General features: G+C 61.5%; 14 protein-coding genes. 9 read left to right on the top strand and 5 right to left on the bottom strand.

Annotation, left to right across the window (positions count from 1 at the left end):
- The first annotated feature begins 95 nt into the window (after positions 1-95).
- The 8 genes from FAZ30_RS11730 (at position 96) to FAZ30_RS11695 (ending at position 8,670) form a co-directional block, all read left to right on the top strand.
- On the top strand, positions 96-1,883 hold the full coding sequence (locus FAZ30_RS11730; RefSeq protein WP_137009464.1) for an ABC transporter ATP-binding protein/permease: 1,788 nt from the start codon (positions 96-98) through the stop codon (positions 1,881-1,883).
- Between the two features lie 214 nt (positions 1,884-2,097).
- Complete coding sequence (locus FAZ30_RS11725) at positions 2,098-3,717, top strand: methyl-accepting chemotaxis protein (RefSeq protein WP_124641331.1); 1,620 nt, start codon at positions 2,098-2,100, stop codon at positions 3,715-3,717.
- 325 nt (positions 3,718-4,042) lie between these two features.
- A complete protein-coding gene (locus FAZ30_RS11720) occupies positions 4,043-4,642 on the top strand; it encodes a DJ-1/PfpI family protein (RefSeq protein WP_124641329.1) in 600 nt (199 codons plus the stop codon).
- Between the two features lie 155 nt (positions 4,643-4,797).
- Positions 4,798-5,901 (top strand): PfkB family carbohydrate kinase, encoded by a 1,104-nt coding sequence (locus FAZ30_RS11715; RefSeq protein ID WP_137009463.1) that lies wholly within the window; start codon positions 4,798-4,800, stop codon positions 5,899-5,901.
- A complete protein-coding gene (locus tag FAZ30_RS11710; RefSeq protein WP_124641325.1) occupies positions 5,898-6,824 on the top strand; it encodes a pseudouridine-5'-phosphate glycosidase in 927 nt (308 codons plus the stop codon). Before FAZ30_RS11715 ends, FAZ30_RS11710 begins: the two co-directional genes overlap by 4 nt.
- Positions 6,825-6,910: 86 nt before the next feature.
- Positions 6,911-7,594: an HD domain-containing protein gene (locus FAZ30_RS11705; RefSeq protein ID WP_137009462.1), complete on the top strand. Its 684-nt coding sequence runs from the start codon at positions 6,911-6,913 to the stop codon at positions 7,592-7,594.
- 140 nt (positions 7,595-7,734) lie between these two features.
- Positions 7,735-8,178 (top strand): VOC family protein, encoded by a 444-nt coding sequence (locus FAZ30_RS11700; protein ID WP_124641321.1) that lies wholly within the window; start codon positions 7,735-7,737, stop codon positions 8,176-8,178.
- A gap of 120 nt (positions 8,179-8,298) precedes the next feature.
- Positions 8,299-8,670 carry a VOC family protein gene (locus FAZ30_RS11695; RefSeq protein ID WP_124641319.1) on the top strand — a complete coding sequence of 124 codons (372 nt, stop codon included), beginning with the start codon at positions 8,299-8,301 and terminating at the stop codon, positions 8,668-8,670.
- Positions 8,671-8,772: 102 nt separating this feature from the next.
- On the opposite strand, the gene FAZ30_RS11690 is transcribed toward FAZ30_RS11695, so the two are convergent.
- From FAZ30_RS11690 to FAZ30_RS11670, 5 genes are all read right to left on the bottom strand, one after another.
- Positions 8,773-9,582, bottom strand: a complete 810-nt coding sequence (locus FAZ30_RS11690; RefSeq protein WP_124641317.1) for a MetQ/NlpA family ABC transporter substrate-binding protein — start codon at positions 9,580-9,582, stop codon at positions 8,773-8,775.
- Between the two features lie 73 nt (positions 9,583-9,655).
- Positions 9,656-10,342, bottom strand: a complete 687-nt coding sequence (locus FAZ30_RS11685; protein WP_124641315.1) for a methionine ABC transporter permease — start codon at positions 10,340-10,342, stop codon at positions 9,656-9,658.
- Entirely contained in the window at positions 10,342-11,079 is a 738-nt protein-coding gene (locus FAZ30_RS11680; RefSeq protein WP_124641313.1) for a methionine ABC transporter ATP-binding protein, read from the bottom strand. Before FAZ30_RS11680 ends, FAZ30_RS11685 begins: the two co-directional genes overlap by 1 nt.
- 351 nt (positions 11,080-11,430) lie before the next feature.
- Positions 11,431-12,177, bottom strand: a complete 747-nt coding sequence (locus tag FAZ30_RS11675; RefSeq protein ID WP_124641312.1) for an endonuclease/exonuclease/phosphatase family protein — start codon at positions 12,175-12,177, stop codon at positions 11,431-11,433.
- A gap of 199 nt (positions 12,178-12,376) precedes the next feature.
- The gene (locus FAZ30_RS11670) at positions 12,377-12,670 is read right to left on the bottom strand and encodes a metal/formaldehyde-sensitive transcriptional repressor (RefSeq protein ID WP_124641310.1); all 294 of its coding nucleotides are present in this window, start codon (positions 12,668-12,670) and stop codon (positions 12,377-12,379) included.
- Positions 12,671-12,744: 74 nt separating this feature from the next.
- Here FAZ30_RS11670 and FAZ30_RS20890 point away from each other — a divergent pair, with 74 nt between their 5' ends.
- Positions 12,745-13,914: a HoxN/HupN/NixA family nickel/cobalt transporter gene (locus tag FAZ30_RS20890; RefSeq protein ID WP_137009461.1), complete on the top strand. Its 1,170-nt coding sequence runs from the start codon at positions 12,745-12,747 to the stop codon at positions 13,912-13,914.
- The last annotated feature ends 26 nt before the right edge of the window (positions 13,915-13,940 follow it).

Below are 13,940 nucleotides of genomic sequence, written 5' to 3'. Positions count from 1 at the left end.
TTGCGCCTGCGCTGATATTTTCTCGGCTGATACTTTCGCGCCTGCCTTGCGGCGGCGGATCAGGTCAGCCCTGTCTGGTACAACACTGGAAACCTATGAACTGGAACGAGGAACTGAGCCGTAGCCTGCTGTGGGTGGCCAAGGCTTACGGCATTACCTGCCTGCTGTTTGTGCTGGCCGTGTGGGCGCTGGTGCGTCTCACCAGTTGGGGGCGGCAATTCTGGCAGCTCAGTGGCAGCTATTTCAGCCTGCGCCGCAGCGCCAAACCACTGCTGGGGCTGGCCTTGATCCTGCTGCTGACCCTGGCCGGCGTCCGGCTGGACGTGGTGCTGTCCAACTGGAGCAATGGGCTGTACAACTCACTGCAGCAGTTGAATGAAAGCTTGTTCTGGAGTTTTGTGCGCATTTTCTGCGTACTGGCCAGCATCCATGTGCTGCGCAGCCTGTTCAGCTTTTACGTCAATCAAAGCTTCTCCATTCACTGGCGCGCCTGGCTGAACGAGCAATTGCTGCAAAAGCTGCTGCAGAACGATTCCTTCTATCGCCTGCAATACCTGCCGCAACGCAGCGACAACCCCGACCAGCGTATCCAGCAGGACGTTTCCAGCTTTGTCGGCAGCTCGCTGGGCCTGTCGATGGGCGTGGTCGGCTCGCTGGTTTCCACCCTGGCCTACACGCTGATCCTGTGGAACCTGTCCGGCCCCTTGCACCTGCTGGGGGTGGATATCCCGCGCGCCATGGTGTTTGCCGTCTTTCTGTACGTGCTGATTGCCACCGTGCTGGCGGTAAAGATCGGCCGCCCGCTGGTGCGCCTGAACTTCCTGAACGAACAGTACAACGCCAATTACCGTTACCTGCTGGTACGGCTGCTGGAGTACGCGGAGAGCATTGCCTTCTACGCCGGTGAAAAAGTGGAAGGCATGCTGCTGCGCAGCCGCTTCGGCCAGATCATCCACAACAACTGGCGCATCGTGTTCCGGTCGCTGAAATTCCAGGGCTTCAACCTGATCGTCAGCCAGACTGCCGTGGTGTTTCCCTTGATCGTGCAGGCGCACCGCTTTTTCTCCAAGCAGATTACCCTGGGCGACCTGATGCAGACCTCCCAGGCCTTCGGCACGCTGCACGACAATCTGTCCTTCTTCCGTAACGCCTACGACGACTTTGCCGGCTACCGCGCGGTACTGAACCGTCTGTCCGGTTATTGCGACTCGATGCAGGAAGCCGCCGCACTGCCGCGCCCGGACATCCGCAGCGACGGCCCACGACTGGCACTGGAAAACTTCAGCCTGCAAGCGCCGGATGGCCGCAAACTGCTGGAGCAGGTCAATCTGGACATCGACAGCGGCAGCGCCCTGCTGATCCGTGGCGCTTCCGGCTGCGGCAAGACCACCCTGCTGCGCAGCCTGGCCGGGCTGTGGCCCTATAGCAGCGGGCAGATCATCCGCCCGCAGCAGGGGCTGATGTTCCTGTCGCAAAAACCCTATCTGCCCGGTGGCACACTGCGCGATGCGCTGTACTACCCGGCCAGCCCGCCAGCCGCCGATGCGCAGGATGCCGCCAGCGTGCTGCAAGCCGTGCAGCTGGGCCACCTGCAGGCACGGCTGGATGAAGAACGCGACTGGAGCCAAACCCTGTCGCTGGGTGAGCAGCAACGGCTGGCTTTTGGCCGCTTATTGCTGAACAAACCGGCCATCGCCTTCCTCGACGAAGCCAGCTCGGCACTGGATGAAGGGCTGGAAGACGCCATGTACCGCCTGCTGCGTCAGCAATTGCCCACCACCACCGTCATCAGCGTGGGGCATCGCAGCAGCCTGTTACAGCACCACGGGCTGCAACTGGAAATACTGGGAAACAGCCGCTGGCAATTAAGCAGCACACGGTAAATTCAGCGTAATCCTGCAGGAATCTAAAGACCGCATCGCCTTGGCCGTGCGGTCTTTTTTTGCGGCCGCTCCGGGCTTGCTCAAGCCAGCACATTCCGGGTGCTTGAAATAGCCCTACAAACGTCATGATTTGATGCTATACGTATAGCTACGTAGAAAAAATACCGGCCAGCTGCCATCGCAGCCTGGCCCTCAACCTAGCAAGGACATCCCCATGACCATCATCAGACGACTCATGCTGACCCTGGCCATCGCCCTGCTCGCCCTGATTGTCGTCGGCGGCTTTGGTGCCTACCAACAAAAACAGGCCAGCAACCGTTTTGAGGACACCGTCAGCAACCTGGCTCCCAGTATTCGTGACCTCAACGGCATGGTTTATGCCTTCATGGATATCCGTGGAGCGGTAACCAAGCATTCGGTCTCCCATACCGCCGGCGAAAAAGCCGCAGCCGAAGCCATGTCTGGTGAGGCCGACAAAAAGCTGGAAGACCTGTTTAACGATTACGAGAAAAACCTGATTGCCGACGATCACGACCGCCAGCTATTGCAGGATGACAAGGCCAAGCTGGCGGCCTATCGTGCCGAGCGCAGCAAGTACTTTGAAATGTCGCGCAGCGGCAAGGATGACCTGGCCGATGCCATGCTGCGCGATGGGGCGCTGAACACCACCAGCGCAGACTTCCGCAAGGCGCTCAACACCCATACCGAGTACAACCTCAAGCTGGCCTTCGATACCATCGAAACCAACAAGACCGCCTACAATGCCGCGCTGCTACAAACGACGACGCTGATAGCCGTCATCTTCGCCATCGTGCTGTATATGGGCGTGGTGTTGTTCCGTAGCATCAACCGCGGGCTGTCTTCCATTCAGTCCACCATGCAGCAGGTCAGCCAGTCGCTGGACTTCACCCAGCGCGCACCGGTGGCGGGCAAGGACGAAATCAGCCTCACCGCCAGCGCCTTCAACAGCCTGCTGGAAGGCCTGCAGCGCAATCTGAAATCGATACTGGATGGTGCGCGCTCGGTGGCGGACGCCTCGCAAGGCTTGTCGCAGACAGCCACCCAGGTCGCTGCTGCCGCTGATTCGCAGTCGGCCTCTTCTGCCAGCATGGCCGCCACCATCGAACAGATGACCGTCAGCATCAACCATGTAGCCAACCGTGCCAGTGAGTCGCGTGATCTGGCCCACAATGCCGGCACGCTGGCCCAGCAAGGGTCCAACACCATCTCGCAAACTATCAGCGATATCCGCGAGATTTCCCATGCGGTGGACAGTGCCGCCGGCAGCATTCGCGAGCTGGATAACTATAGTGCGCAGGTGGATACCGTGGTTGGCGTCATCAAGGACATTGCCGACCAGACCAATCTGCTGGCACTGAATGCAGCCATCGAGGCCGCCCGTGCCGGCGAAATGGGCCGTGGTTTTGCCGTGGTGGCCGACGAGGTACGCAAGCTGGCCGAACGCACCAGCAGCTCCACCCAGGAAATTTCCTCTACCATCACGGCTATGCGTGACCGCTCGCGCCAGGCCACCGAGCAAATGCACTCGGCCGAAGAACTGGTACGCAACGGGGTCAGCCGCGCTGATCACGCCGATGGCGCCATCAAGCAGATTGGCGATGCCACCGGCAATACCGTGCACATGGTTAGCGAAATTTCCGATGCCATCACCGAACAGGGCAAGGCCACCAACAATATCGCGGTGCAGGTGGAGCAGATTGCCCAGATGACCGAAGAATCCTCCAGCGCCGCGCAGGAAGCCGCCAGCAGCGCCCGCCATCTGGACGAACTGGCCCGCCAGCAAATCAGCACCCTCAGCCAGTACCGGCTGTAAGCCTCTCAACCATGGCCGCCCTGCCTGTGCTGGCGGCCATGCTTTCTCTCCCGTTGCAGCACCCCTCGCCGCAGCGCAGGTTTATAGCCCGATTTCCCGCCAAGCAAGATCTTTATCGCCAGCAATCGATAACAGCAGCATAATCCTGTCTCCTGCCAACCAGACAAACCGCACGCCGCAGCCCTTTAGCGCTGCTAACAAAACCGCTGCAGCAGCCTTGCGCCTGCTGGTCCTACCCTGGTCCTGCCTGCATCGGTGCGCCCTGCCCCGGGGACGCTGCGCTATTTTGTTAGCCGCTCTTGGCCGACACGCCTAAGGAGACAGCATGAAAATCGCCATCATCACTTTTCAGGGTTTCAACGAGCTGGACTCGTTCATTGCCGCCGGCATGCTTAACCGCATGCAGCCACATGGCTGGGAAGCCTGCATCACCAGCCCGAGTGAACAGGTCACCTCGATGAACGGTGTCACCGTGCGCGCCCAGCAGCCGCTGGAGTTCGCCAATCAGGCCGACGTGGTGCTGTTTGGCAGCGGCGTCATGACCCGCGACATCGCCAACGATCAGGAGCTGCTAGCCCGTTTGCAGCTCAATCCGGCCCGCCAGCTGATTGGCGCACAATGCTCCGGCACCCTGCTGATGGCCAAGCTGGGGCTGATCGACAAGCTGCCCGCCTGTACCGACAAGCGCACCAAACCCTGGGTGGAACAGGCTGGCATCGAAGTGCTGGATACCCCCTTCCATGCCATCGGCAATCTGGCCACGGCGGGTGGCTGCCTGTCGGCGCAATACCTGGCCAGCTGGGTCATGCTCAAACGCAGCAGCGAAACCGCCACCCGCGAAGCACTCGATTACGTGGTGCCGGTAGGGGAAAAGGAAAGCTACACCAACAAGCTGCTGGACACTGTACGCCCCTTCATCGATTGATACCGGGCGGGGGTGGCTGGCAAGGTGGGCGGCTGCCAAGCATGCCGGACCACCGGCCAGCAGCCGGCCAATAGCACAAGGCAGGCTGCGGGCTTGACCCCGGCCAGCGGCTACGCCACAATCAAACAAAAGTTAGCACTACGGACATTTGTTTGATGACACAACGTGAGCAGGAAATCCTGCAACTGCTGCGCCAGAACCCACTGATACCGCAGCAACAGCTGGCAGACCAGTTGGGCATCAGCCGTTCGGCCGCGGCCGGCCACATAATGAAGCTGATGCAAAAAGGCCATATTCTGGGCAAGGGCTACATCCTGGCCGAAACCCGCTATGTGGTACTGCTGGGTGGCGCCAATATGGACATCCGTGGCAGCACGCCGGCCAAGCTACGTTTTGGCGACTCCAATCCCGGCCAGGTCAGCTGTTCGCCCGGTGGTGTGGCGCGTAATATTGCCGAGAATCTGGCGCGACTGGGGGCCGACTGCCGGCTGCTCAGTGCGGTGGGCGACGATCTGTATGGCCGCTCGCTGCTGGATTCGACCCAGCGCGCCGGGGTGGATGTCCGCCCGGTGCTGGTGCTGCCGGATGCCGCCACCTCCACCTATCTGTCCATCCACGGCCCGGATGGCGACATGTCCATCGCCATCAACGACATGCAGGTGCTGAACCGGCTGGATGCCGCCAGGCTGGCCCCGCAGCGCGAGCTGGTCCGCCATGCTGGCCTGATCGTGGCCGATGCCAACCTGTCACCCGATGCCCTGGCTTGGCTGTTTGCCGAGGCCGAACAGCAGCCGGTGTTTGTCGACACCGTGTCGGCCTTCAAGGCCGAACGCATCCGCCCCTGGCTGGGCCGCATCCACACCATCAAGCCCAATCGTATCGAAGCCGCCACCCTGTCCGGCCTGCCGCTGGAAAGTCCCGCCGATGCCGCTGCCGTTGCCGACTGGTTTCACCAGCAGGGCGTGCAGCAAGTCATCCTCAGCCTGGCTGGCGACGGCGTGTTCTACAGCAGTGCCGAGGGTCAGGGCTGGAGCCCGGCACCACAGGTGGACATCGTCAATGCCACCGGCGCTGGCGATGCCCTGATGGCCGGCCTGATCTGGGGCTGGCTGCAGCAATTGCCGCTGCCCGATGCCGTGTGTCTGGCCCAGGCCTGCGCCGCCCTGACCCTGAGCTGCGCCGCCACCAACAACCCTACCCTGTCGCTGGCTGCCATCCAGCACCTGTGCCCAACCCTGTCTTACCCGGAGCCATCATGACCCAACACGCTTACCTGGACATCCACCCCGAAGTCGCCGCCGCACTGGCCGCCGGCCAGCCAGTCGTGGCACTGGAATCCACCATCATCTCGCACGGCATGCCCTACCCGCAAAACGTGGAAACGGCCCTGCAAGTGGAAGCCGAAGTGCGCGCCCACGGCGCAGTACCAGCCACCATTGCCATCATCAATGGCCGCCTGAAAGCCGGCCTCAGCCGCGACGACATCGAAGTGCTGGGCAAGAACGGCCGCGAAGTGGTCAAGGTCAGCCGCCGTGACATTCCCTTTATCGTGGCTGCCGGCCAGACTGGTGCCACCACCGTCGCCTCCACCATGATCGTGGCCGCCATGGCCGGCATCCGCGTCTTCGCCACCGGCGGCATTGGCGGTGTGCATCGTGGTGCGCAGCAGAGCTTCGACATTTCTGCCGACCTGCAGGAGCTGGCGCAAACGCCGGTCACCGTGGTGTGTGCCGGTGCCAAATCCATTCTTGATCTGGGCCTGACCCTGGAATATCTGGAAACCCACGGCGTACCGGTCATCGGCTATCAAACCGCCACCCTGCCAGCCTTCTTTACCCGCGACAGCGCCTTCAAGGTGGACTACCGCCTGGACAGCGCGGCTGCCATCGCTGCAGTGATGAAAGCCAAGTGGGACCTGCAACTGCAAGGCGGCATGGTGGTGGCCAACCCGATTCCCGAGCAATACGCCATGTCCAGCGCCAGCATCGATGCCGCCATCGAGCAGGCACTGGCTGAAGCCAGCGCCCAAGGCATTGCCGGCAAGGAATCCACCCCCTTCCTGCTGGCACGGGTATGCGAACTGACCGGCGGCAACAGCCTGGCCGCCAACATCCAGCTGGTGCTGAACAATGCCCGACTGGCCGCCGCCATTGCCGGCGACTACTGCCGTCTGCACGCCTGAGCCACCGCCGCACCCCTGCTGCCGGCATGGTTGACGCCGGCCGGTGGCAGGGGTGTAATCAACGGCCCGCCACCTGATACCCTGCCATGAACGCTCCCGCTGCCGCTCTTCTCCCGTCAGACACCCCGCTGCTGCAATACTGGCAACAACAGCTGATCGACCTGCTGCAACAACAACCCGCCGACGATGATGGCGCACATGACCTCAGCCATTTCCATCGTGTCTGGGCTGCCGCACGGCAAATCCTGCAACAGCACAGCAGCGCCGATGCCCTGGTGGTGCTGGCTGCCTGCTATCTGCACGATCTGGTCAACCTGCCGAAGAACCACCCGCAGCGCGAACAGGCTTCGCGCATGGCTGCCGCCAAGGCCGGCCCGCTGCTGCACGCGGCCGGTTTCCCGGCTGACAAGCTGGATGGCGTAGCCCATGCCATCGAAGCACACAGCTTTTCCGCCAATATCACGCCACGCACGCTGGAAGCACAGATCGTGCAGGACGCCGACCGCATGGACGCCCTGGGGGCCATAGGCCTGGCGCGCATGTTTTACACCTCCGGCCGCATGGGCCGGCAACTGGCACACCCGGACGACCCGCTGGCCAGCACGCGCCCGCTGGACGACCGCGAGTACGCGCTGGATCACATCGAGGTCAAGCTGGAAAAGCTGCCGGGCATGATGCAGACCGCGGCCGGCCGTGCCATGGCAGAGGAACGGCTACAGCGCCTGCAGGCCTTCCGCCAGCAGTTTGTCGAGGAATGGCTGGCGCGCTGAATGCCGTACTTCACCGGATGTGCAGCCAACAGGCCGCAGCGTATGATGGGACAAAAGTCGTCAAGAAAAGAAGCGCCCTGACCACCGGTTTTTCCGCAAATCCACGGCAGTCAATGGCGCTTCCATAGAGGAGATGTCCCATGGAATACCATTACGGAAGACTGCTCGACCACGTTCACCTCGTCGTTGCCGACCTGCCCGCCAGCAAGCGCTTTTACACGGCGGTGCTGCAGGCACTGGGGCGTGAACTGACCGGTGAAGGTCCGGATTATTTCTGGGCCGACGAATTGTTTGTCTCCTGCGGCAGCCCGGCCAGTCGCAGCCATGTGCATCTGGCCTTCCAGACTGCCGATCCGGCCCGGGTGCAACGCTTTTACCAGGCCGGGCTGGCCGCCGGCGGTGGCGACAATGGCCAGCCGGGCGAACGCCCCTACCACGATGGCTATTACGCCGCCTACCTCACCGACCCCGACGGCAACAATATTGAAGCGGTATTCCACGGCCCGCACTGGCGCAGTGCCGCCTCCATCCAGGTGCAACCACGCTGCCAGGACGTAGCCGCACCGTTTACCGTGTGTGAATAAGCGCCAGACAGAATCAGACAGTTGACGTACTGTGGATGACCATCAGTGAGCGCAAGCCGGGCAGCGAGCCTGCGGCCATGCGCTCGGCAACGCCCCCGACTCATTACCCAGGAGAACATCATGATTGGCTACGTCACACTCGGCAGCAACGACCTGCAGCGCGCCGCTGCCTTCTACGACACCTTGCTGGCCGGCATCGGTGCCAGCCGCCTGTGGGAAATGGACCGTGGCATCTGTTGGGGTACCCATCCCGAGCGGCCGCAACTGGCCATCATGCAACCATTCAATGGCGAGCCGGCCACGGTCGGCAACGGCGTGATGGTGGGCTTTTATCTGGATAGCCGTACCGGCGTGGACCAACTGCACGCCCACGCACTGCAGCTGGGCAGCCAGGACGAGGGCGCTCCGGGCCTGCGCGGAGATGATTTCTACGGTGCCTATTTCCGCGATCCGGATGGCAACAAGCTGTGCTGTTTCACCATGGCAAAATAAAAAAACGGAGGGCCATGCCCTCCGCGCAAGTCTTGTAGCCAGGAGTGTTACAAGAAAACCGTATCCGGGCCGCCAGCAAGAGCGGCCCTTTGCATGGCCGGCTTATTTCCAGCCCTGCGGGAATTTGTAGCCCACATACTTTTTCTTGGCCCAGTCGCTGAAGGCGCGGGAGTTGTAAGCGGCAATCACATCACGCGCCCACGGCTTGCCGGCATCGGCCGCCCGCACCACACCCCAGTTGACATAGGCGTAGCTCTTTTCCTGATAGATGGCCTCGGTCAGCTTGATGCCGGAGCTGGTGGCGTAGTTGCCATTGATGACGGAGAAATCCACGTCATTGCGCGAACGGGGCAGCTGGGCGGCTTCCAGTTGTACGATCTTCAGCTTTTTCACATTGACGGCGATGTCACGCTCGGATGCGGTCAGCGGATTGATGCCCGGCTTGAGCTTGACCCAGCCCAGATCGTTCAGCATCACCAGCGCGCGGGCGAAGTTGGACGGATCGTTCGGTGCGGAAATCGTGCTGCCGTCTTTCACATCCTTGAGCGACTTCAGCTTGCCCGGATAGATGCCCAGCGGTGCGGTCGGCACCTGGAATACTTCTTTCAGGCTCAGCTTGTGTTCCTTGACGAAGCTGTCCAGGTAAGGCTTGTGCTGGAACACGTTCACGTCCAGCGCGCCTTCCTGCAAGGCCAGATTGGGGCGCACGTAGTCGGTGAATTCCACCAGCTTCACGCTATAGCCCTGCTTTTCCAGGATGGGTTTGATCGACTGCTTGACCATGTCGCCGAAGTCACCCACGGTGGTGCCAATCACGATTTCCTTCTTGGCCGGGTCGGCAGCCAGGGCAGAGCCGGCTACGGCCAGGCCCAGCAGCGAGGCGGCCAGCGCCTTGATGACAAATCTACGCATACGAACTCCTTGCAATATACAGGTAGGGGAAAATGCCGGGCTGGCCATGCCGCCCGGTCTGGAATCAATCAGTTCAACGCTTGTCCAGCCGCGAGGCCAGCCGGTTGCCGGCAAACTGGATGATCTGCACGATCAGTACCAGCAGCAGCACCATGGCCACCATCACGTCGGTCTGGAAGCGGTAATAACCATAACGGATGGCCAGATCGCCAATGCCGCCGCCACCCACCACACCAGCCACGGCGGAATAGCTCAGAAAGCTGATGGTGAGAATGGTCAGACTGGAAATCAGCCCGGAGCGCGCCTCGTTCAGCAGCACCTTGACGATAATCTGCATGGGGCTGGCGCCCATGGCTTCGGCCGCCTCCACCACCCCGCGCGGAATTTCGCGCAGGGTTTGCTCGACCAGGCGGGCAAAATAGGGAATGGCGGCAAACGATAGCGGCACAGCGGCGGCCACCGGGCCGATGGTGCTGCCAACGATCATGCGCGTCAGCGGTACCAGCGACACCATCAGGATGATGAAGGGGAAGGAGCGCACCAGGTTCACCGTCCAGCCCAGCAGGCCATTGACCCAGCGGTTGGCAAACAGCTGGCCCGGCTGCGACAAATACAGCACGATGCCCAGCGGGCCACCCAGGGCAATGGCGGCCGCCAGCCCCACGGCCAGCATCAGGGCCGTCTCGCGGCAGGCCTGCCAGATTTCCGGAGCCATGCTGGCCAGATCAGCCAGCGCTGCGGCAAAAGTCAGTTCTTCCATTACGCGGCCTCCAGCAGCGAGCGCGCCAGCGCCGAACGGGCATCCACTTCCCCCCCGTTAACTTCCACGACCTCCACCACGCTGCCCGCATCCAGCACGGCAGCGCGATGGCAGATGGAGCGCACTACGTGCATTTCGTGGGTGACGATCACCACCGTCACGCCAAAGCGCTGATTGATATCTTTCAGACAGTCCAGAATCGATTGGGTGGTCTTGGGGTCGAGAGCCGAGGTGGGTTCGTCCGCCAGAATCACCTTGGGGCGCGGCGCCAGTGCCCGGGCGATGCCCACCCGCTGCTTCTGCCCGCCGGAGAGCTGCGCCGGATAGTGCTGCGCCCGGTCGGCCAGGCCGACAATCTCCAGGCACTCGGCGACCCGGCTGGCGATATCTGCCGCGCTCCAGCCGGCAATTTCCAGCGGGAAAGCGATATTGCCGGCCACCGTGCGGTTGGCCATCAGATTGAATTGCTGGAACACCATGCCCAGTTGCTGGCGCGCCCGGCGCAGCGCCTTGGCATCCAGCGCGGTCAGGTCCTGCCCGGCCACGATCACGGCACCGCTATCAGGCCGTTCCAGCAGATTGATCAGTCGCAGCAGGGTGGATTTGCCGGCACCGGAAAAACCGATCAGGCCAAACACTTCGCCGGCACCAATCGACAGCGAGGTATCGCAGACAGCATCAAACCAGCCGCCGTCGGGGCGGCGAAAGCGCTTGCAGATATTTTGCAGATGAATCATTCAAACACTCCAGAATGCAGAAAGCCCGCCAATGACTGCGGCGGGCTAGGGCATGGAATCTTTGAATGCTTGGTAAAGATTATATAAGCAGAAGGAGTTGTCTCGGGGTCTGCTTACCCACGCTTTAGCTGTTTTACGCCCGCAAGCTGTGTCAAATCGGCGATCAAGTTTGGATGCATTTGAACATGGATTTTCACATTGCGTCAAGCGCAATGCAGCATTCCTGCTATGAAAGCACGTTTTTTGCAGAAAAACAGCGTTATTACACCAGAATACTCAGGAATCAAGCAGTGTTTTATCAATCGGCAATCACCGATATTCCATTGCGAAAAAGCCACCTCAGCACCCTGCTCAGGCCGGCAACAGGGAGGCGCAGATCGGCAGGTGGTCGGACAGCCGTGACCAGGGCCGGCCATGCTGCACTTCGGCACTCACCACCCGCAGGCCGCGCACATAAATGCGATCCAGCGGCAGCACTGGCATGCGCGCCGGGAAACTCAGCGCATAGCGCCCGCTCTTTTGCAGAAACACCTCTTGCAAGCCGGCTTCCTGTAGGCAGTGGCTGGCCTCGCCCTGCCAGTCATTGAAGTCGCCAGCCAGGATGATGGGCACATCCGGCGCAATGGCGGCTCCGATGTAATGCACCAGATTGGCATATTGCTTGCGCCGGTCGCGCGCCAGCAGGTTGAGATGGGCACACAGCGCCACCACCGGCTGCTGCCAGCCCTTGGGCAGCATCACGCAATGCAGCACACCACGACTTTCGAAACGGTTGACCGATATATCACGATTGCACCACTCGATGATGGGATAGCGCGACAGCAGCGCATTGCCATGGTGGCCATGCTCATAAGCCGCATTCAGCCCGTAGGCCACCTTGTGGTCCAGCCGGCGCGCCAGATAGTGGTGCTGTGGCTGCAAGGGCCAGCCCTCATGGCGCAAGGCGCGCAGCAGGTTCTTGCCTTGCACTTCCTGCAAAAACAGCAGGTCGGGCGACAGCGTTTCCAGCGCCTGGGCGATTTCTTCCACGCGCAGGTGACGGTTGAGCGGCGACATACCCTTGTGAATATTGTAGGTCGTGACATTGAGCGGTTTCATGACTCTATCCATAGCCCACTCAGGCAGGGCAGCGCCAGTCCCCTGCGCAGATGAAGTGAAAAAAGAACCGAAACTGTGCACATCAGGCCGGCAGAGTGGTAGTCACCATGCAAAGCGGCAGGCGGCATCAGGATGCTGGCCTGGCAATTGGCCTGGCACTTCCGGGTCAGCGCAGCCATGGACACAGACAATTGAGTGCTTACTTCAGGTAAGAACGCACAATCCGCATCACCTGGTCCACCTCTTCCTGCCGGGCCGGCTGCGGTTCCGGCTGCTCGGTGGCGGGCTCTGGTGACAGCAGGTGCTCACGCAGATGGCCTTCCAGCACCTCGGCCATCAGTCCGTTCACCGCCCCGCGAATGGCCGCGATCTGCTGCAACACCGCCATGCACTCCTGCCCTTCTTCCAGTGCGCGCTCAATGGCGGCGGCCTGGCCCTTGATGCGCCTGACCCTTGCCAGTAAAGGTTTTTGACCCTTGATGGTATGTCCCATACTGCTATTTTCCTTCTCAAAACATACTAGGGGGTAGTATATTGCGTGCAATTGCCAATACGAAGCCCGTCATCATGCCACCTCTTTCCGAACTGATACAGCAAGGCTCGACCAATCTATGGTTGTTCATCCCGTCAGCCATCCTGCTGGGTGCACTGCATGGTCTGGAGCCGGGCCACTCCAAGACGCTGATGGCGTCTTTCATCATCGCCATCCGCGGCAGCATTCCCCAGGCAGTATTGCTTGGCCTGTGTGCGGCGCTGTCGCATTCGCTGGTAGTGTGGATGCTGGCAGCTGCGGCACTGCATTTTGGCAACCAGCTGCTGGTGGAGCAGGCCGAGCCCTGGCTGCTGATGCTGTCCGGCCTGATCGTGCTGCTGATTGCCGGCTGGATGTGCTGGCGCACGCGGCAGGACAATCTGGCTGCCCGCGCCTGGCAGCATGCACCGCACGGCGGCAAGATCATCAACACCGGCCATGGCCTGGTGGAGCTGCTGATCAGCCCCACGCAGCCGCCCCATCTGCAGCTCTACTGCTACAACAATCACATGCGCCCGCAGCCACCACAGGCCGACGTGCGTTACCAGCTGCAGCTGCGCCGCGATGATGGCCACAGCGAAACCCATGAGTTGCTGCCACATGGCAAGATTTTGCAATCGGCCAGCCCGGTGGCCGCACCACACCAGTTTGATGTCACGCTGGACATGCAGCACGGCGGCCACGGCCACCAGTTTGCCGTCCGCTTCGGCCCACCGCCGACCCAGCGCTATCGTACGCAAGCCGCCCTGTCAGCAAGCAGCCGTGGCCAAATAGCGCTGAGCCGCCCACAGCAACGCCATTCGCAAGCTGCCGCCAGTGCCGTTTATCAGGATGCGCATGAAAAAGCCCATGCCGATGAAATTGCCCGCCGCTTTGCCGGCAAGCCGGTGAGCACGGCGCAGATCGCGCTGTTTGGCCTGACTGGCGGGCTGATGCCCTGCCCCGCCTCGGTCACCATCCTGCTGCTGTGCCTGCAACTGAAACGGGTGGCGCTGGGCGTGACCATGGTGGCGTCTTTCAGCCTGGGGCTGGCACTGTCGCTGGTCAGCGTAGGGGTCATTGCCGCCTGGGGCGCCCAGAAACTGGGGCAGCGCCTGGGTAGTCTGGATGGCGTGGCGCGGCGGCTGCCTTATCTGTCCAGCCTGCTGATGCTGCTGATCGCACTGGTGATGATGGTGCAAGGCTGGCGACAACTGGCCGCTTAAACCAGCTGCCAGAAACAAAAAAACGA

Source organism: Aquitalea aquatilis (assembly GCF_005155025.1).
Lineage (GTDB): Bacteria > Pseudomonadota > Gammaproteobacteria > Burkholderiales > Chromobacteriaceae > Aquitalea > Aquitalea aquatilis.
This window is presented reverse-complemented; position numbering and strand designations above follow the sequence as displayed.

Excerpts from the sequence above, each read along its gene's own strand:
- FAZ30_RS11690 (WP_124641317.1), bottom strand. The coding sequence starts at position 9,582 with ATGCGTAGATTTGTCATCAAGGCGCTGGCCGCCTCGCTGCTGGGCCTG.
- FAZ30_RS11730 (WP_137009464.1), top strand. The coding sequence starts at position 96 with ATGAACTGGAACGAGGAACTGAGCCGTAGCCTGCTGTGGGTGGCCAAG.
- FAZ30_RS11710 (WP_124641325.1), top strand. The coding sequence starts at position 5,898 with ATGACCCAACACGCTTACCTGGACATCCACCCCGAAGTCGCCGCCGCA.
- FAZ30_RS11680 (WP_124641313.1), bottom strand. The coding sequence starts at position 11,079 with ATGATTCATCTGCAAAATATCTGCAAGCGCTTTCGCCGCCCCGACGGC.
- FAZ30_RS11670 (WP_124641310.1), bottom strand. The coding sequence starts at position 12,670 with ATGGGACATACCATCAAGGGTCAAAAACCTTTACTGGCAAGGGTCAGG.
- FAZ30_RS11720 (WP_124641329.1), top strand. The coding sequence starts at position 4,043 with ATGAAAATCGCCATCATCACTTTTCAGGGTTTCAACGAGCTGGACTCG.
- FAZ30_RS11715 (WP_137009463.1), top strand. The coding sequence starts at position 4,798 with ATGACACAACGTGAGCAGGAAATCCTGCAACTGCTGCGCCAGAACCCA.
- FAZ30_RS11705 (WP_137009462.1), top strand. The coding sequence starts at position 6,911 with ATGAACGCTCCCGCTGCCGCTCTTCTCCCGTCAGACACCCCGCTGCTG.
- FAZ30_RS11695 (WP_124641319.1), top strand. The coding sequence starts at position 8,299 with ATGATTGGCTACGTCACACTCGGCAGCAACGACCTGCAGCGCGCCGCT.
- FAZ30_RS11685 (WP_124641315.1), bottom strand. The coding sequence starts at position 10,342 with ATGGAAGAACTGACTTTTGCCGCAGCGCTGGCTGATCTGGCCAGCATG.
- FAZ30_RS20890 (WP_137009461.1), top strand. The coding sequence starts at position 12,745 with ATGCCACCTCTTTCCGAACTGATACAGCAAGGCTCGACCAATCTATGG.
- FAZ30_RS11675 (WP_124641312.1), bottom strand. The coding sequence starts at position 12,177 with ATGAAACCGCTCAATGTCACGACCTACAATATTCACAAGGGTATGTCG.
- FAZ30_RS11725 (WP_124641331.1), top strand. The coding sequence starts at position 2,098 with ATGACCATCATCAGACGACTCATGCTGACCCTGGCCATCGCCCTGCTC.
- FAZ30_RS11700 (WP_124641321.1), top strand. The coding sequence starts at position 7,735 with ATGGAATACCATTACGGAAGACTGCTCGACCACGTTCACCTCGTCGTT.